The sequence below is a fragment of the Murinocardiopsis flavida genome (assembly GCF_003014485.1).
In the GTDB taxonomy this organism is placed as follows: domain Bacteria; phylum Actinomycetota; class Actinomycetes; order Streptosporangiales; family Streptosporangiaceae; genus Murinocardiopsis; species Murinocardiopsis flavida.
In genome coordinates this window covers 190,139-206,134 of sequence record NZ_PYGA01000002.1, presented here as the reverse complement: position 1 = coordinate 206,134, position 15,996 = coordinate 190,139, and the positions used below count along the sequence as shown (strand labels likewise).

16 protein-coding genes are annotated in these 15,996 nt (G+C 73.3%); 7 read left to right on the top strand and 9 right to left on the bottom strand.

Going from position 1 to position 15,996, the window contains the following annotated elements; translation table 11 throughout:
* Positions 1 to 29 precede the first annotated feature (29 nt).
* Positions 30 to 527 carry a MarR family winged helix-turn-helix transcriptional regulator gene (locus CLV63_RS03640; RefSeq protein WP_106581434.1) on the bottom strand — a complete coding sequence of 166 codons (498 nt, stop codon included), beginning with the start codon at positions 525 to 527 and terminating at the stop codon, positions 30 to 32.
* 98 nt (positions 528 to 625) lie between these two features.
* Here CLV63_RS03640 and CLV63_RS03635 point away from each other — a divergent pair, with 98 nt between their 5' ends.
* The gene (locus tag CLV63_RS03635) at positions 626 to 1,528 is read left to right on the top strand and encodes an SDR family NAD(P)-dependent oxidoreductase (RefSeq protein ID WP_106581433.1); all 903 of its coding nucleotides are present in this window, start codon (positions 626 to 628) and stop codon (positions 1,526 to 1,528) included.
* Here the strand turns inward: CLV63_RS03635 and CLV63_RS03630 are convergent.
* Positions 1,525 to 2,097 carry a CGNR zinc finger domain-containing protein gene (locus CLV63_RS03630; RefSeq protein WP_106581432.1) on the bottom strand — a complete coding sequence of 191 codons (573 nt, stop codon included), beginning with the start codon at positions 2,095 to 2,097 and terminating at the stop codon, positions 1,525 to 1,527. The two genes, CLV63_RS03635 and CLV63_RS03630, sit on opposite strands and share 4 nt — an antisense overlap.
* 63 nt (positions 2,098 to 2,160) lie before the next feature.
* Between CLV63_RS03630 and CLV63_RS03625 the strand changes: the two genes are divergently transcribed.
* A complete protein-coding gene (locus CLV63_RS03625) occupies positions 2,161 to 2,997 on the top strand; it encodes an alpha/beta fold hydrolase (protein ID WP_106581431.1) in 837 nt (278 codons plus the stop codon).
* Between the two features lie 32 nt (positions 2,998 to 3,029).
* Here the strand turns inward: CLV63_RS03625 and fes are convergent, their stop codons facing one another.
* From fes to CLV63_RS03610, 3 genes are all read right to left on the bottom strand, one after another.
* Complete coding sequence (fes, locus tag CLV63_RS03620) at positions 3,030 to 4,250, bottom strand: enterochelin esterase (protein ID WP_106581430.1); 1,221 nt, start codon at positions 4,248 to 4,250, stop codon at positions 3,030 to 3,032.
* A 10-nt stretch (positions 4,251 to 4,260) separates the two neighbouring features.
* Entirely contained in the window at positions 4,261 to 5,124 is an 864-nt protein-coding gene (locus tag CLV63_RS03615) for an MOSC domain-containing protein (RefSeq protein ID WP_245928554.1), read from the bottom strand.
* Positions 5,125 to 5,234: 110 nt separating this feature from the next.
* On the bottom strand, positions 5,235 to 6,182 hold the full coding sequence (locus CLV63_RS03610) for a GntR family transcriptional regulator (RefSeq protein ID WP_106581428.1): 948 nt from the start codon (positions 6,180 to 6,182) through the stop codon (positions 5,235 to 5,237).
* Between the two features lie 124 nt (positions 6,183 to 6,306).
* Here CLV63_RS03610 and CLV63_RS03605 point away from each other — a divergent pair, with 124 nt between their 5' ends.
* From CLV63_RS03605 to CLV63_RS03595, 3 genes are all read left to right on the top strand, one after another.
* Positions 6,307 to 7,710, top strand: coding sequence for an amidohydrolase family protein (locus CLV63_RS03605; RefSeq protein ID WP_106581427.1), 1,404 nt, complete (start codon positions 6,307 to 6,309; stop codon positions 7,708 to 7,710).
* Positions 7,711 to 7,853: 143 nt separating this feature from the next.
* Positions 7,854 to 8,507 carry an HAD-IA family hydrolase gene (locus CLV63_RS03600; protein ID WP_211301139.1) on the top strand — a complete coding sequence of 218 codons (654 nt, stop codon included), beginning with the start codon at positions 7,854 to 7,856 and terminating at the stop codon, positions 8,505 to 8,507.
* Between the two features lie 209 nt (positions 8,508 to 8,716).
* The gene (locus CLV63_RS03595; protein ID WP_106581425.1) at positions 8,717 to 10,237 is read left to right on the top strand and encodes a DUF7507 domain-containing protein; all 1,521 of its coding nucleotides are present in this window, start codon (positions 8,717 to 8,719) and stop codon (positions 10,235 to 10,237) included.
* Positions 10,238 to 10,365: 128 nt separating this feature from the next.
* Here the strand turns inward: CLV63_RS03595 and CLV63_RS03590 are convergent, their stop codons facing one another.
* Positions 10,366 to 10,965: a TetR/AcrR family transcriptional regulator gene (locus tag CLV63_RS03590; RefSeq protein WP_170134139.1), complete on the bottom strand. Its 600-nt coding sequence runs from the start codon at positions 10,963 to 10,965 to the stop codon at positions 10,366 to 10,368.
* A gap of 142 nt (positions 10,966 to 11,107) precedes the next feature.
* On the opposite strand from CLV63_RS03590, the gene CLV63_RS03585 reads away from it, so the two are divergent.
* Complete coding sequence (locus CLV63_RS03585) at positions 11,108 to 11,593, top strand: hypothetical protein (RefSeq protein WP_170134138.1); 486 nt, start codon at positions 11,108 to 11,110, stop codon at positions 11,591 to 11,593.
* A gap of 124 nt (positions 11,594 to 11,717) precedes the next feature.
* Entirely contained in the window at positions 11,718 to 12,566 is an 849-nt protein-coding gene (locus tag CLV63_RS03580; protein WP_106581422.1) for a siderophore-interacting protein, read from the top strand.
* A gap of 72 nt (positions 12,567 to 12,638) precedes the next feature.
* Here CLV63_RS03580 and CLV63_RS03575 read toward each other — a convergent pair whose 3' ends face one another.
* The 3 genes from CLV63_RS03575 to CLV63_RS03565 are packed head-to-tail and all read right to left on the bottom strand — an operon-like array spanning position 12,639 to position 15,818.
* A complete protein-coding gene (locus CLV63_RS03575; RefSeq protein WP_106581421.1) occupies positions 12,639 to 14,198 on the bottom strand; it encodes a tripartite tricarboxylate transporter permease in 1,560 nt (519 codons plus the stop codon).
* 3 nt (positions 14,199 to 14,201) lie between these two features.
* Positions 14,202 to 14,822, bottom strand: a complete 621-nt coding sequence (locus CLV63_RS03570; RefSeq protein ID WP_106581420.1) for a tripartite tricarboxylate transporter TctB family protein — start codon at positions 14,820 to 14,822, stop codon at positions 14,202 to 14,204.
* Positions 14,823 to 15,818: a Bug family tripartite tricarboxylate transporter substrate binding protein gene (locus CLV63_RS03565; RefSeq protein ID WP_106581419.1), complete on the bottom strand. Its 996-nt coding sequence runs from the start codon at positions 15,816 to 15,818 to the stop codon at positions 14,823 to 14,825.
* Between the last annotated feature and the right edge of the window lie 178 nt (positions 15,819 to 15,996).

Sequence of the window (15,996 nt, the reverse complement as noted above, 5' to 3'; positions counted from 1 at the left end):
CGCCCGTCTCCGGTGCGTTCGGCGTCGCCTCAGGGCTCCTCGGAACCGATCGCGTCGTACCCGGGGTGGATCCCCGGGACGAGTCCGGCGCCGTCGGCCAGGCGTTGCAGCAGCGTGAGCAGTGTCGTGCGGTCCGCCGGGTCGAGTGCGGCGAGGAGTTCGTCGTCGCAGGCGTCCAGGGCGCCCTCGACGCGCGGCAGCAGGTCCCGCGCGGCGTCCGTCAGGTGGATGGCGTGCGCGCGGCGGTCGGTGGGGTAGCGGCGGCGCTCCACCAGCCCGCGCTGCTCCAGGTCGTCGATGACGCCGACCATCACGTTGCGGTGGATCCCCAGTTCCTCGGCCAGTTGCTGCTGCGAGCGCCCCGCAGTGTGGGCGAGGAGGCGCAGGATCCCGAACTGGCGTGCGGTGACGCCGAGCGGGGCGAGGAGCGCCCCGAACCGCTGGTCGGAGTGGAATCCCAGTTGGGAGAGCAGGAAGCTGGGGCGTTCGCGCAGGTGCCGCGGTGGCGGGTGCTTCGGCGGGGTCATTCCGAGATGGTACACCCCCATGATTGCCATCTTGTGTGATTGTCACTAGAGGTGCATAGTTAACGGAAAGGCGATCCGACGCGGAGCGGGGGCGTGTCATGACCACGATCGTGATGACCGGCGGCAGTTCGGGCTTTGGGGCGATCGCCGCGCAGCGGCTCAGGCGCACTCCGGGTGTCGCCCTGCTCACGGGGGCGCGGGTGCCCGCGGCCGGTTCCCTCCCCCTGGATCTGACCCGGCTCGGCTCCGTGCGCGCCTTCGCCGACTCCGTCCGCGAGCGGATCGGGGACGGCGCCCGCATCGACGCGCTGGTGCTGAACGCCGGGGTGATCCGGCCCGACGACAGCGGACGCACCGCCGACGGCGTCGAGACGGCCTTCGCGGTGAACCACCTCGGGCACTACCTCGTGCTGCGCCTGCTGATGCCCTGCCTGGCGGAGCGGGCCCGGGTGGTGCTGACGACGAGCGGCACGCACGACCCCGCCACCGGGGCCGGACTCGCCACCCCGCGCCACGCGGACGCCGAACTGCTCGCGCACCCCGATCGCGACCCGGACCGCCACGCCGCACCGCGCCGGGCGGGCGAGCACGCGTACACCGCCGCCAAGCTGTGCAACGTCCTCACCGCGCGCTCGTTGTCCGCGCACCCCGCGATGCGGTCCCGGCGCGTCGCGGCGATCGCGTACGACCCGGGCCAGGTGTTCGGCACCGGTCTGGCGCGCGACCTGGCGCTGCCACTGCGGATCGCCTGGTCGGTGCTTGGCACGCCGCTGGGTGCCCCGCTCCGCGGCCTCAACCGCACGCTGAACACGCGCGCGGCCGCCGCGCGGGTCCTGGCGGACCTGGCGCTCGGCACCTCGGCGCCGCCGGGCGGGCGGACCTACGCCGCACTGCGCGCGGGCCGGCTCACCTTGCCCGACCCTTCGGCACCGGCGCGCCGGGACGACCTTGCGGACGCACTGTGGTGCACCGATGCGCGGCTCGCCGGACTGGCCGCCTAGGAGGCGTCCTCGCGTCGGCGGGCGCGGTATCTGGCGACGTTGACCCGGTTGCCGCACAACTCCGGCATGCAGTAGCGGCGGCGGCCCGCCCGGCTGGTGTCGACGAACACGCCCTCGCACACCGGCGACGCGCAGGAGCGGAACCGGTCGTGGCTCAGGGTCCGCACCACGCCGAGCAACCCGGTGCCGATGAGGAACGCCAGCCCGTCGGCGATGGACGCCTGCGGCGCGGGCGCGACGAACCACTGCCACCGGCCGTCGGCGTCGCGGTCCAGCGCGGGACTGCCGCCGGCCCGCGCCGCGAGCGCGTTCGCGCCCTGGACGCTGTCGGCCTCACCGGCTGATTCCACGAGGGTGCGCACCTCGCCGCGCAGGGCGTGGACGCGCTCGACATCGTCCTCTGTCGGTCCGCCGCCGAGGCCGAGGTCGAGCCCGTGTGCCGCGAGGAAGTCCGCCAAGGCGGCCGGATCGGGGAGGGTGTCGCCCGCTTTCTGCACGATGGGTGCGGTGTTGACCAGGTCGGTCGCCACCGCCGCCCCCATCGAGTAATCGTTCAAAGGTATCTTCATGCATTGCCTCCTGGTAGGGTAACTGGAGAAAATCAATTATAGGTCTTAGTGAGGGGTGCAGGGATGAGTATCGAGACGGCGCCGGCCCCATGGCGGCTCACCCAGCGCGTCCGCGTGTCCGGCGGAGTGGCCGCCACCGGCGTCTTCGGAGCGGGCCCGCCGGTGGTGCTGGTGCACGGCACGCCCGCCTGGTCCTACCTCTGGCGCGATGTCGTCCCGCAACTGGCGCGCACGCACACGGTGCACGTCTGGGACCTGCTCGGGTTCGGCGACTCCCGCATCGCCCCCGACGCGACCCCCTCGATCGACCGGCAGGCCCGCACGCTCGCGGAACTCACCGAGCACTGGGGGCTCGAAGCGCCCGACCTGGTCGGGCACGACATCGGGGGCGGGATCGTGCTGCGCGCCCACCTCGTCCACCGGGTGCCCGCCCGCCGCATCGCCCTGCTCGACGCCGCCGTCCTCGGCCCGTGGAACACGCCGTTCACCGAGCACATGCAGCGCAACGAGGACGCGTACCGCACCATGCCCCACCACGTCTTCGCCGACATCATCGCCCCGCGCCTGCGCACCGCCACCCACCGGCCGATGGACGACGCCACCGCCGCCGCCTACCTCGCCCCGTGGGCGGGCGCCGACGGGCAGCAGCGGTGGGTCGACCAGGTGGCCGCCGTCGGCTTCGAGGACACCCGCGACGTCGTGGCGCGCCTGGGCCGGGTCACCGCCCTCGTCCTGGTCCTCTGGGGTGCCGAGGACGGCTGGCTCGACCTCGCCGCGGCCGACCGCCTCGCAGCGGCGATCCCCTGTGCGCGCCGGGAGACGATCGCCGCAGCGGGGCACTTCATCGCCGAGGACGACCCGGACGGGACCGCGGACGCACTCCTGCGCTTCTTCGGCTGACCCGGGTGATCCGGCTGACCCGGACGGCGGGGTCACCGGGTCGGCCGGGACGCGAGTGCGGCGAGGCCCTCGGCCATACAGCCGCGCCAGCAGACGAAGTCGTGGCCGCCGGTGTACTCGGTGTGGGTGACCTCGATGCCGCGATCACGCAGGACCCCGGTCAGCGCGCGGGTGTCGGCGACCATGGCGCCCTCGTAGCGGCCCACCGACAGGTGCAGGCGCAGGCGGGTGTCGGCGGCGGCGTAGGCGTCGACGGTCTCCGGCGCACGCCACAGCGACGGCGACTGGCACAGCACGCCGCCGAACAGGTCGGGGGCGTCCAACCCGGCGAGCGCGCCGAAGCTCTGGCCCGCGACGACGGTCTGTGCGGGGTCCCGCGTCGCGCCGAGGCGGCGCCGTGCCCACGGCATGAGTTCGGTGCGCAGGAAGCCGCGGAAACGGGGGTCGCCGCCCAGTTCGCGGCGGCGCGTGGGGACGTCGATCGCGTCGACGCCGACCACGAGCATGGGCGGGATCCGGCCCGCGGCGATCAGATTGTCGGTGGTGTGCCGGAAGTCTAGCAGCGGGAACCAGAGGTTGCCGTCGAGGAGCACCAGCAGGGGGAGGCCGCCGGTTCCGTCGTCGGTGCCGTCGGTGCCGGCGGTGGCGGCGATCGCCCCGCCGGGCCGGGGGCGGTAGACCCACAGCGAGCGCTCGTTCCCGAGGATCTCGCTGGTGAACCTGTGCTCGACGACCTCTCCTTCGGGGGCGCCGGACGGCGCGTTCCACGGCTGCACGGGCGCGTCCGGCAGCTCCATGATCGAGCTCGCCCGCCCGCTGCGGCCTGTGGGCAGGGTGCGGGGGTTGAACGGGTCGGTCCGCGCGGCGGCCATGAGCCGCTGCCAGTAGGCGTTGTCCGGCGGTTCGGTGTGCGCGGCCTCGTCGACGGCGATCTGGTAGCTGCCCCGGTAGTCGTCGGGCAGCAGGTAGGTCAGGTGCCAGACGTCGGTGCCGGGCACGTGCCGCATGAGGGAGGGCGCGAGGTCGTCGCGGTCGGCGAGGCGGTTGGCGAGCAGCAGGACGTTCGTCGTGGCGGCGTCGCCGCGCCAGAGGAAGGTCGCCGTGTGCCGGCCGGGCCCCGCGGGCTCCAGCAGCGGAGTGCCGCGTTCGGCGACGCCGGCCCAGAAGCGGGGGAGCGCGGCCGGGTGCGCGGCGAGCCCGGCGACGCCCGGGGACTCGGCGACGACCACGGCCGGCGGATCCGTTGACGGCATGGAGCCGGGGTCAGGCTGACGCAACGCTCGAACCGGGTGCCGTCCGGTGCCGGACGACGTCCACCTCGTCGCCGACGGACAGCGTGCCCGCACGCAGGACGGCGAACTTGGCACCGAAGGCGACACCTCCGCCGGCCGCCCGCCGGTACCCCGCGAGGGTGCGGAGCGGTTCGGGCCCCGCTTTCGCCCCGGTCTCCTGGTCGACCATCGTGACCGCACAGCGGATGGCCGGCTTCGCGTAGCCCAGCTCGCCGCCGCCGATGCGCAGGTGCCGCACCCGGTCCTCGACGTGGGGTTCCGCCCATCCGCCGATCACGATGTTGGGGCGGAACCGGTCGGCGGCCAGCGGTGCGCCGCCCGCCGCCGCGATCCGCTCGTTGAGCCGGTCGAGGGTGGACAGGGAGAGGATGTGGACCGCGCAGCTGTCGGCGTAGCCGGAGGTGCCGGGCGTCGAACCGTCGGTCACCCTGTCGTGCTCGGGCGGCACCCGCACCAGCCGGCTCGGCGCACCGAGGACGTCCGACAACCACAGGGCGGCGTCGTCGCCCTGGTCGATGCCCTTGTACGGGGCGCCGAACAGGTCGACGTCGCGGCGCCGGCCGGTGCGGTCCACCGCGACCTCCACGGACTCGCTCCCGGGCGCGTGCAGCCGGAGCCGGTCGCCGCTCGCGCCGATCTCCGGGCGGACCACGGCGAGCCGCGGATCGCGCCGCTGGGAGCGGAACACCCCCGCTTCGTCGGTGACCATGAAGCTCCGGTCGTGGAGCAGGCCCGCGGGGGTCAACACGGCCTCACTCGCACGGCTCCCGGCGCAGCCCTTGACGGGGTAGTAGGAGAGTTCGACGACCGCCGCCACCCGCCCCGCCTTCCTCACCGGCTTCCTTACCGGCTTCCTCGCTGGTCCGCGTCCGAGTCGAGCTTAGCGGCGCCGCCCGGGGCGGGGACGACCGGATACGCGCCGGTCCGCGCACGCCCCCGGCGCCGCTATCCGGATCGCCGACCGTCAGCGACGCGCGCGGCGAGCCCGTCCAGGTAGTGCGCGAGTGCGTGGTCGAGGAGGTCGTCCACTCCGTCGACACCGAAGAGGCGGTCGGCGGCGGACGCGTCCACCTCGGTCAGCCGCGGGTACCGGCCGCTCCGCACGATCGCCTCGGCCTCCGCGTCGACGGTGCGCCACCACTGGCCGGTGCGCATGCGGGTCTCGCGCTCGGCCCGGATCTCGCCGAGCGCGCCGAGGGCGAGACCGCGGACCAGGCTCGGCAGGGCGAGCGCCGCCCGCATGCGCTCCTCCGCGCCGAGCGGGATCTCATGCAGCGCGGCCAGGGTCCATTCGCTGTGCTCCATGGCCTCGGGGGCCAGCGGCGGCCTGTTCACCGAAAGGAGTTCGGCGAGCCACGGGTGGGCCCGATAGAGGCGCCATTGGAGCCGGTACACCGCCTCGATCCGCGCCCGCCACCCGCTGGGCGGCCGGGCCGGCAGGGGATTCGCCTGGAAGACGGCGCGCACCATGAGGAACTCCAGCTCGTCGCGGCCCGCGACGTGGTGGTACAGCGACATCGGCGCCACCTGGAGCGTGCCGGAGAGCCGCCGCATCGACACCGCCTCCATGCCTTCGCGGTCGGCGATGCCGATCCCCGCGGCGACGACGCGGGCCCGCGTCAGCCCGCGCAGCGCTCCCCGGCGGCCGCCCGCCGCGGGCCCGGCCCGCCCGCGCACAACGGTGCCCGAGCCCGGCCGGGTGACGACGAGCCCTTCATCGCGCAGGATGGCGATGGCGCGGGACGCGGTGGCCATGGCGACACCCCACTCGCGCACGATCTGCCGGGTGGAGGGGGCGCGCTCCCCGGGGCGGAGGTCGCCGTTCGCGATCCGCTCGCGGACCGCGGCAGCGATCCGGACGGACGGCCGGTCGTCGGGCGCTGCTGCGTTCATGACCGCAACCGTACTAGTGCGGAGGCCGGTTATCCACGGCGTAGTGCACTCGATTTGGTGTCGTGTGAATGAAGTGCACTCGGCGCCTGCGCGGATCCCCGATCCGTCGTCTTACGGTGTACGCATGACCAGAGACAACCGCGTCCAGGCGTACACGCATACAACAGTGGTCGACACCCTCGGGGGTCCACCGCAGCCCGACCAGACCATCCTCGTCGCCGACGGGGTCATCACCGAAGTGGGCCCCTCGGCGCAGGTGCCCATCCCCCACACGGCAGCGGTGACCGACCTGACCGGAACGCACACGCTCCCCGGCCTGACCGACATGCACGTGCACAGCGACGGCGACGGTCCCGGCGGGCAGCACTTCCCCGCGCTCTACATCGCCAACGGGGTGACGACTGTCAGGGAGATGTGGGGCAAACCGTTCCTGCACGACTGGCGCCGCCGCGTGGCCGACGGCAGCCTGCTCGGCCCCCGGTCGGTCATCGCGAGCCCTCTTGTGGACGGCGCCCCGGCGCTGTGGACCGACCTCCCCGTCGACAGCCCCGTCATCACGGCCGTCACCGCCGCGCAGGGGAGGCGCGCCGTGCACGAGGCCGTCGAGACCGGCGCGGACTTCGTCAAGGTCTACTCGCGCCTCGAACGCGAGCCCTACTTCGCGGTGCTCGACGAGGCGCACCGGCGCGGGATCACCGTTGTCGGACACCGCTCGGACAACGTGCCGCTGGCCGAGCAGATCGACGCGGGGCAGCGCTCGTTCGAGCACGTGCACGGACTGTGGCCGGCCACCTCCGCCGACTCCGAGCGGCTCGAAGCGGCGATGGCACGGCTGCGGCTCACCTCCGACCCGCCCTACGCCGACTGGTTCAAGCAGGTCACCGCGGTGGAATGGGAGGCGGTGGGCAGCTACAGCCCGGAAGCCGCCGCCGCCCTCTTCGGGCGGCTCGTCGCCGCCGACGCCGCCTACTGCCCCACGCTCGTGATGCACAGCGCGATCGACCTCCCCGACCGCATCCGCTTGGACGATCCCCGCCTGGCCTACCTGGAGCCCGAAACCCCCGCGATGTGGGCCTACGTCCGGGACAAGGTCTTCGAGGGCGGCGGCCGCAGCGCCGAGGAGGCCGCCCGGCGCAGGGTGCTGTTCGACCGCCGCCGGGCCGCTGTCGCGGCCATGGACGAGGCGGGCGTCCGGCTGCTCGCGGGGACCGACTCCGTCACCCCCGGCCTCGCCCCGGGGTTCAGCCTCCACGACGAACTCGAACTGCTCGCCGGCGCCGGGCTGAGCCCGCTGCGCGCCCTCCAGGCCGCCACCATCGAACCCGCCCGCTTCCTCGGACGCGACGACCGCTTCGGCGCCGTGCTGCCCGGCCGGGCCGCCGACCTCGTCGTCCTCGACGCGGACCCGCTCAGCGACATCCGCAACACCCGGCGGATCCACGCCGTCGTGTTCGACGGCCGCTTCATCGGCGACGCCGAGCTGCACGGAGTCCTGTCGGCGGCGAGCACGGCCGCCGCCGTCCGCTGACACCGGCGGGGGAGGGGCCCGCGCGGGGACGGTCGCTGCGCGTCCCGCGCGGGCGGCTCTCCCGCTGCGGTGTGCGACGCACCCCGCTTGCGGGCAGCGGGCGGGGTGGACAGTGGTGTACGCCGGGAGTGAGGACGATGCCGATGAAGGCCCAGGGACTGCTCTTCGACATGGACGGCACGTTGATCGACTCGACGCAGGTCGCGGTCGAGTGCTGGCTGCGCTGGGGCGGGGAGTACGGCGTCACCCCCGATCAGCTGCTCGACGTGTACGCGCACGGACTTCCGGCAGAGGAGATCGTCGCGCGCGTGCTGCCGCCCGACCGGGTCCCGGAGGCAACGGCGCGTATCAACGAGCTGGAGGTCGCCGAGACCGACGGGATCACCGCCCTGCCGGGCAGCCTGGACCTGCTGGCGTCCCTGCCCGCCGACCGGTGGGCCGTCGTCACCTCCGCGACCCGTGCGCTGGCCGTCGCACGGTTGGGCGCCGCGGGGATCGACGCGCCGCGGATCGTCTCCGCCGACGACATCACGCGCGGCAAACCCGACCCTGAACCATTCGTCGCGGGAGCCCGGCTGCTGGGTGTGCCGCCCGCGGAGTGCGTGGTCTTCGAGGACGCCCCGGCCGGGATCGAGTCCGCCCGATCCGCCGGGTGCGCCGTCGTCGCGCTGACGACCAGCACCGATGCCCTCGCGCTGCATGCCGACGCGATCGTCGCCGACCTGTCCCAGGTCGCTGTGTCCGCGGCGGACGACGGCACCATGGACGTCCGCACCCTGCACGGCGACGGAGGCTAGCGGAACGGGCGGCGGGGCGCCGCCGCCCGCCGCCCGGCGTCGCTCCGCGCGGACGGGATCCGGGCACGGGTTCCCGCGGCACGGGGTTACGTGCGGCCCAAGTCTTCGCCACGTTCTCGCCAGCACCGGCGAAGGCGCGCGGCGGTCGGCCGGGGCGACGGAGAGCATCGACCACGGTGGCTACTTCACGGCGAGCCGGCGGGGGCGGAATGAGTGGGCGACTGACGTTCGGCACGGCGGCGCTCGGCAGGGCGGCGACCGCGCTCGTGTTCGCGGCCGCCACGGGGATGGCGGGACTCGCCGCGGCCGACGCCCCGGACGGCGCCCCGGCCGACGTGTCGCGCGCCCCTGCCGCCTCGGAATCGCCCGCCGAGGGATCCGGCGAGGGGCCCGGAGAAGGGCCCGGCGAAGGATCCGGCAAGGGGGCGCCCGCCGAGGCGCCCGCCGAGGAGCCCGCTGGACCCGAGGGCAGCGGGCCGCCCGGCACGCAGGAGCCGCCGGGCACGGCCGACACCGCGGGCGCGGACGACCCGGCTCCCGCCGCGTCGCCGTCCCCCTCGGCGCCCGAGCCCACCCCGACACGCGCCGCAGCGTCGGCGAAGGCGACACCGGACGCAGGGCAGCGCAGCGCCGACCTGCATGTCACCAAGTCCGTCTCGCCCGACCCGATGGTCATCGGAGCGGAGTCCGTCTACACGGTGACGGTGACGAACACCGGCGACGAGGACGCCGAGGACGTGACCGTCACCGACACCGTGAGCGCGGAGATGAGCGTCGGAGCCCTTTCGGGGGACTGCTCGGCCGCCGGGCAGACGGTCACCTGCGGCGGGCCCGGAACCACGGTGCCCGCCGGTGAATCGGTGCAGTACACGATCCCGGTGACCGTCGATCCCGACGTGGCGGACGGCACCGACATGACCAACAGCGCCGAGGTGTCGACCTCGTCCTCCGGTGCGACGGTCGACGGGACGCAGCTGATCAGCGAGACCCAGACGCTGACCGACATCGAGATCACCAAGACCGGCCCCGCCACCGCTAATCCGGACGGCACGATCACCTACACGATGACCGTCACCAACAACGGGCCGTCCGAGGCCGTCGAGGTCACCGTCGAGGATCCGACCAACGGGCAGCTCACGACCATCGAGGACCTTCCCGCCGAGTGCCCGCCCAGCGGATTGACGATCACCTGCGCCCTGGGCACCCTCGAACCGGGCGAGTCGGACACGTTCACGGTCACGATGTCGGTCAACTCCGATGTCGCGCCGGGCACCACGATCGAGAACTGCGCGACGGTCTACACGGGCAGCAGGGAGAACGTGACCGACAACAACGTCTCCTGCCAGTCCACCGACATCGACGGAGGGCCGAGCCCCTCGCCGAGCCCGTCGCCGACCGGCGACCCGGACCCGAGCCCCAGCCCGTCCCCGACCACCGACCCGACCCCGACCAGCAGCCCGTCCCCGAGCCCCAGTCCTTCGCCGACGGACGGCGGCTCTCCCGACCCGAGCGACGGCCCTACGATCGGGCCGCCTGACGGCGGGGACGGACCGAACGGGGGGTCCTCGGGCAACGGCCCCGTCCTGCCGGTGACCGGCGGCTCCCTTGCGGGGATCACCCTGGTCGGCGCCGTGCTCGTCGCCGCGGGGCCGCTGCTGCACCGGCTCGCCGCCTCGCGGCGCCGGGCGCCTGGGCACCGGGGCCCGGACGGTCCGGGCCCCGTGGGGTAGCAGCGCCCTCGCCCGGTGCCGCTGCCGAGCACGGTGGTGCCGGGTGCCGGACGTTCAGGCGGGCGGCGGCGTGTACGCGGGTCGGACCGGCCCGATGGGCTCGGCGGGGACGGACTCCGCAGGGGCGGTCAAACGGGTGCGGAGCGGAGGTCGTCGAGTTGGCTGCGCAGCATCGCCCGCATCTGCGCGGGGGTGTAGACGCCGGGCAGCGTGGCGCCGTGGAACGCGAGCCCGTCGATCAGCGCGTGCAGGCGGATGCCCTCGGCGGTGGGATCGCGATCCGGGTGGCAGGCGCCGACCTGCTGGAGCCCGGCCACGATCCGGATGCAGCCGTCCCGCAGCGTGGCGTGGACCTCTTCGAGGCGCGCGCGGAGCCGCTCGTTGGTCCGGGCCACCGCTGCGACGCTGAACCACAGTTGGGCTTCCGCCGCCCGCTCGGCGTCCATCGGCACCGACTGCTCGGACACGAGCAGAGCGGCCTCGACGGGGACGGCGGGCAGTGCGAGCGCCCCGACGCGGGCGAGGGCCCGGTCGAGGACCATCTGCCAGGTGTAGTCGAGCAACTCGTCCTGGGTGGGGAAGTAGTACCGCAGTGAGGCGGCGGAGTATCCCGCCTCGGCGGCCACGGTGCGCACCGACGCCGCCTCCACGCCGTCGCTGAGGACGACCCGCCAGAAGGCCTCGCCCAGTTCCCTGCGACGTGCGTCGTGGTCAACGATCTTCGGCATGTCCCGTATCCTACACGACTGTGTTAAAATACACAGGTGTGTTAAAAAAGCCGCCGCTCGGAGGCGGCGAACCGCGACCGGCCCTCCGCTCTGCGGCATGCGCCGAACGCGGTGCGGATCGCTCCGACAGAAAAGGACCGCCATGACACCGACCACGAACGGCACGGCCCGCCCCGACGGGTCGCGGAGCCGCCCGGTGCCGGCACCGCTGCGCTGGACCCGGGTGTGCCTGGCCCTGCTCATCGTGATCCTGCTCGCCCTGCCGGTCGTGATGACCCTCGACCCGGACCCCTACATCGACGCGATCGCCCGCGAGAATCCGTCACTTGACGACGGGGAACTGCGGTTCGCGTACACGCTGGCACTGGCGATGACCTATGGCGTGCACGTACCGTTCGCCGCCGTCCTCTGGTGGCTGGTCGTGAAGACCCTCAGGGGCCGCCGATGGGCCCGCGTGGTCTTGACCCTCGCTCTCGCCGTGGCGATCCTGCACGGCTTCGTTTCCGCGGCAGCGGGCCCCGAGTACTACCCGGCCGTCATCGCGGGCGATGTCGTCATGGTGGCCATGATCGCCCTGATCTGGATCCCCGCGTCCGTCCGGGCCTTCTTCGCCGCGCCGCCCCGGTGACCTTCCGGGATGCCCCCTGGCGGGCACCTCGGGTACTTAGGTTAGGCTGTCCTGGTTAAGTGCCGCGCTGCCGGGTGCGTCGACCGGGCCCCGCGGTCCCGTCCCGGTAGGAAGCGTGCCCTCCATGCCCGATCCGTTGCGCTACGCGCTGATCCACGTGACGTCGGTGCGCGCCGTCACCCCCCACATGATGCGGATCAGCTTCGGCGGCGACCTCGCGGGGTTCACCAGCGTCGCACCCGACCAGCAGGTCAAGCTGTTCTTCGGCAAGCCGGGCATGGACGTCCCGGTGGTCCCGCAGGTCGGCGCCGACGGCGACACGATGCGCTGGTACCAGGCCTACCTCGCGGTGCCCGAGGCGGAGCGGCCGTGGATGCGGGCCTACTCCATCCGCCGCCACCGCCCGGCCGACAACGAGGTGGACATCGACTTCGTGCTGCACGGCGACGGCGGGCCCGCGTCGGCGTGGGCGCTGCGCGCCGAGCCCGGTGACGTCATCGGCATGCTCGGGCCCACCGTCTCCCACATCCGCACGCCCGGCCCGCACGACTGGCGGCTCATCGTGGGCGACGAGACGGCGCTGCCCGCCATCGGCGCGATCCTGGAGGCGCTGCCGGCCGGCCTGCCGGTCCGGGTGGTCGCCGAGGTGAGCGGCCCCGACGAGGAGCAGGACCTGAGCAGCGAGGCGGCGGCCGACGTGCGCTGGGTGCACCGCGGCAACATCCCGCCCGGCCGGTCCGGGCTGCTGCTCGACGCGGTGCGCGCCATGGACTTCCCCGACGGCGCGGTGTACGCGTGGGTCGCCGGCGAGGCGTCGGGCGTCCGCGCGGTGCGCCGGCACCTGGTGAACGAGCGGTCGGTGCCGAAGCGCGCGATCGCGTTCACCGGGTACTGGCGCTGCGACCTGCCGCAGGACGCCGACCCCACCCCCGACGAGGTGGCCGAGAACGCGGAGATGATGGCGGAGGGGTAGCCCCCGACACGGCGGCGGGCGGTGCCGGGGAGGACCCCCGGCACCGCCCGCCGCGTGCGCGCCTCGGTGCGGTCAGCCCCGCGGTTCCGCGTCGGCGGGCGCCTCGGCGGCGCGCCGCTCCATGCGCCGCTCCCGGATCCTGCTCACCGCCATGAATCCCACGGCAAGCACGATCACGACGTACAGGCCGATCGAGATGCCGCTGGCGACGAGCACCGACGGGTCGCCCTGGTTCTCCGTGAGGGCGCGGCGCAGATTGGTCTCGGCGAGCGGGCCGAGGATCACCGCGATCAGCACGGGCGCCAGCGGGATCTCGTAGCGGCGCATCATCAGGCCGAGCAGCCCCAGCAGGAGCAGCAGGACCAGGTCGGCCACCGAGGAGCTCGCCGCGTAGACGCCCAGGGCCGCGAAGACCGTGATGCCGGCGTACAGGTAGTTCTTGGGGATCAGCAGCAGCTTGGCCCACAGCGGCGCGAACGGCAGGTTCAGGATCAGCAGCATGACGCTGCCGATGAACAGGCTCGCCAGCAGCGCCCACACCAGCTCGCCGTTGCGCTCGAACAGCAGCGGGCCGGGCTGCATCCCGTACTGCTGGAACGCGGCGAGCATGATGGCGGCGGTCGCCGAGGTCGGCAGCCCCAGGCCCAGCAGGGCGCCCATGGCGGTGCCCGCCGTCGCGCTCGCGGCGGCCTCGGGCGCCGCGACCCCCTCGATCGCGCCGCTGCCGAACTCGTCGGGCGTGCCCTTGCGGGCCGCGCGGCGCTTCGCCATGCGCTTCTCGTTGCCGTAGGCCAGGAAGGTGGGGATCTCCGACCCGCCCACCGGGATGACCCCGAACGGGATGCCGAACCCGGCGCCGCGCAGCCACGCGGGGAACGTGCGGCGCACATCGGCGCGGCTCAGCCACGGGCGCCCGGTGCCGCGCACGGTGTCCTTGCGGGCCGGGTCGCGGTGGATGCGGGCGGCGACGTGCAGGACCTCGCCGAACGCCAGCAGCCCGACCGTGACGGTGACGACGCTGATCCCCTCGAACAGCTCGGGGATCCCCAGCGTGAACCGCTCGGCCCCGCTCTGCTGGTCGATGCCGACCATGGCGATGGTCAGCCCGATGGCGAGCGAGACCAGCCCGCGGATCAGCGAGGTCGACACCACCGCCGAGGTCGCGAGGAACGCGAACATGGCCAGCGCGAAGTACTCGGCCGGGCCGAACTGCAACGCGACCTCGATGATGGTCGGCGTGAAGAACGCGATCAGCGCGGTGGAGATGATGGCGCCGAGGAACGCGCCGATCGCCGACGTCGCCAGCGCCTGCGGGGCGCGGCCGCGCAGCGACATCTTGTACCCCTCGATCGCCGTGGCGATCGCCGAGGAGTTGCCGGGCGTGTTGATCAGGATGGACGTCGTGGAGTCGCCGAACAGGCCGCCGTAATACACGCCGGCGAACATGATGAACGCGCCGGTGGGGTCGAGCTGGAAGGTGACGGGCAGCAGCAGCGCCACGGCCATGGCCGAGCCGAGGCCGGGGAGCACGCCCACAGCGGTGCCCAGCACCACGCCGATGAGGGCCCACAGGAGGTTGGTCGGGGTCAGCGCGTGCGAGAACCCGACCAGCAGGGAGTCGAGAGCTTCCATGGCTTACAGGATCCCTCCGAGGATGCCCGCGGGCAGGTTCAGGCCCAGCGCCCCGACGAAGAGCAGTTGGACGACAGAGGAGAACACCAGCGCGATGCCGATGTCGAGGGCGATGCGGCGCCCGCCCAGCGCGTAGGAGACGCCGAAGAACAGCACCGCTCCGGACAGCAGCCAGCCGACCGGTTCGAGCAGCACGATGAACACCACCAGGGCGCCGACGACGATGCCGACGGTGCGCCAGTCGATGGTCTCGGCCGCATGCTGCGGGTGCGTGCCGGTCGCCTGGTCCTGCACCATGTGGCCCAGGTTCGTCTCCGGTTCGGCCTCGGCCTCGTGCGGCGCGGAGTCGTCGGCCGCCGGAACGGGCGGCTTGACCGCGACCAGCACCGCCAGCGCGATCCCCGCTGCGGTCATGAGGATGGTCACCAGGACGGGGAAGAAGCGCGGGCCGGGGAACTCGGTCTCCGGCGGCACGTGCATGGTGGCGGTCTGCCAGGCGAGGAACGCGGCCATGGCGAGCAGCAACGCCGCGACGGCGAGTTCGCTGCGCCCGGTCAGCCAGGAGCCGCCGGGCCGGGGGCGCGTGTCAGGGGACGGGGGAGTGGCGGGTGCGGTGGCGTCCATCTACAGCCCCAGGTCGTCGATGAGGCCGTTGAGCCGGGTGATCTCGTCGTCGACGAACGCCTCGTACTCCGCACCGGACTGGTAGGTGTCGTCCCACCGGTTGCGCTTCAAAGTGTCCTCCCATTCCGGTGTCCGGACCATCTCCTCGACGATCGCGGTGAGCTCGGCGCGCTCGCGCCGGCTGATGCCTGGTGGTGCCATGACGCCGCGCCAGTTGGTCAGCACCGCGTCGATGTCCTGCTCGGCGAGCGTCGGCGCGTCGATGCCGTCGATGGGCTTCTCCGCGGACACCCCGAGTGCGCGCAGGTTGCCGGACTCGATCTGGTCGGCGAACTCGTTGTAGGTGGACATGCCGACGTCGACGCTGCCGGAGAGCAGCGCGGTGAGGGCCTCGCCGCCGCCGGGGAACGGGATGTAGTTGACCTTGGCGGGGTCGATGCCCTGGTCCTTGGCGATCATCCCGGCGAGGAGCTGCTCGGTGCCGCCGAGCGAGCCGCCGCCGATGGAGATCGACCCGGGGTCCTTCTCCCAGGCGGCCACGAGGTCGCCCATGTCCTTGTAGGGGGAGTCCTTGGGGACCACGATGACCTCGTAGTCGTCGGCGAGGCGGGCGATCGGCGTGACGTCCTCCAAGGTGTTGGTGGAGTCGTTGACCTGGATGCCGCCGACCATGACGGTGCCCATGACCATGAGGGTCGCGGGGTCGTCGGCGCGCCGGATGGTCTGCGCCAGGCCGATCGTGCCGCCGGCCCCGGGCACGTTGACCACCTGGGTGTTGCCGACGACGTCGCCCTCGCGCAGCGCGTTCTGCCCTTCGCGCGCAACGGAGTCCCAGCCGCCGCCGGGCGCGGCGGGGACGATGAGGGTGAGGTTGTTGCGGGCCTCGTCGCCGGAGACGTCGGAGGTCGCGGCATTGACGACGGCCGCGCCGATGACGACGGCCGCGCCCGCGGCCCCGATGATGCGGGCGGCCCTGGCGAATTGTCGTTGCGCCATCGCTGGTCCTTCCGTGCGGCGGATGGGTGATCGGTGTCCGGGACGAAGGTGCGGTCCGCCTGATGGACTGCGAGGTCCGTATTTTCGACCTCGCCTATGCTGCGGGTCACAACAGATTCTGTCAAGGTCGATCACACGGCGCCCATCAGGGGCGTTGCTGTAGATGTTCTATCCATAG

Excerpts from the sequence above, each read along its gene's own strand:
- fes (WP_106581430.1), bottom strand. The coding sequence starts at position 4,250 with ATGCCGTCAACGGATCCGCCGGCCGTGGTCGTCGCCGAGTCCCCGGGC.
- CLV63_RS03575 (WP_106581421.1), bottom strand. The coding sequence starts at position 14,198 with ATGGAAGCTCTCGACTCCCTGCTGGTCGGGTTCTCGCACGCGCTGACC.
- CLV63_RS03580 (WP_106581422.1), top strand. The coding sequence starts at position 11,718 with ATGCCCGATCCGTTGCGCTACGCGCTGATCCACGTGACGTCGGTGCGC.
- CLV63_RS03605 (WP_106581427.1), top strand. The coding sequence starts at position 6,307 with ATGACCAGAGACAACCGCGTCCAGGCGTACACGCATACAACAGTGGTC.
- CLV63_RS03635 (WP_106581433.1), top strand. The coding sequence starts at position 626 with ATGACCACGATCGTGATGACCGGCGGCAGTTCGGGCTTTGGGGCGATC.
- CLV63_RS03590 (WP_170134139.1), bottom strand. The coding sequence starts at position 10,965 with ATGCCGAAGATCGTTGACCACGACGCACGTCGCAGGGAACTGGGCGAG.
- CLV63_RS03585 (WP_170134138.1), top strand. The coding sequence starts at position 11,108 with ATGACACCGACCACGAACGGCACGGCCCGCCCCGACGGGTCGCGGAGC.
- CLV63_RS03610 (WP_106581428.1), bottom strand. The coding sequence starts at position 6,182 with ATGAACGCAGCAGCGCCCGACGACCGGCCGTCCGTCCGGATCGCTGCC.
- CLV63_RS03595 (WP_106581425.1), top strand. The coding sequence starts at position 8,717 with ATGAGTGGGCGACTGACGTTCGGCACGGCGGCGCTCGGCAGGGCGGCG.
- CLV63_RS03600 (WP_211301139.1), top strand. The coding sequence starts at position 7,854 with ATGAAGGCCCAGGGACTGCTCTTCGACATGGACGGCACGTTGATCGAC.
- CLV63_RS03565 (WP_106581419.1), bottom strand. The coding sequence starts at position 15,818 with ATGGCGCAACGACAATTCGCCAGGGCCGCCCGCATCATCGGGGCCGCG.
- CLV63_RS03630 (WP_106581432.1), bottom strand. The coding sequence starts at position 2,097 with ATGAAGATACCTTTGAACGATTACTCGATGGGGGCGGCGGTGGCGACC.
- CLV63_RS03570 (WP_106581420.1), bottom strand. The coding sequence starts at position 14,822 with ATGGACGCCACCGCACCCGCCACTCCCCCGTCCCCTGACACGCGCCCC.
- CLV63_RS03625 (WP_106581431.1), top strand. The coding sequence starts at position 2,161 with ATGAGTATCGAGACGGCGCCGGCCCCATGGCGGCTCACCCAGCGCGTC.
- CLV63_RS03640 (WP_106581434.1), bottom strand. The coding sequence starts at position 527 with ATGACCCCGCCGAAGCACCCGCCACCGCGGCACCTGCGCGAACGCCCC.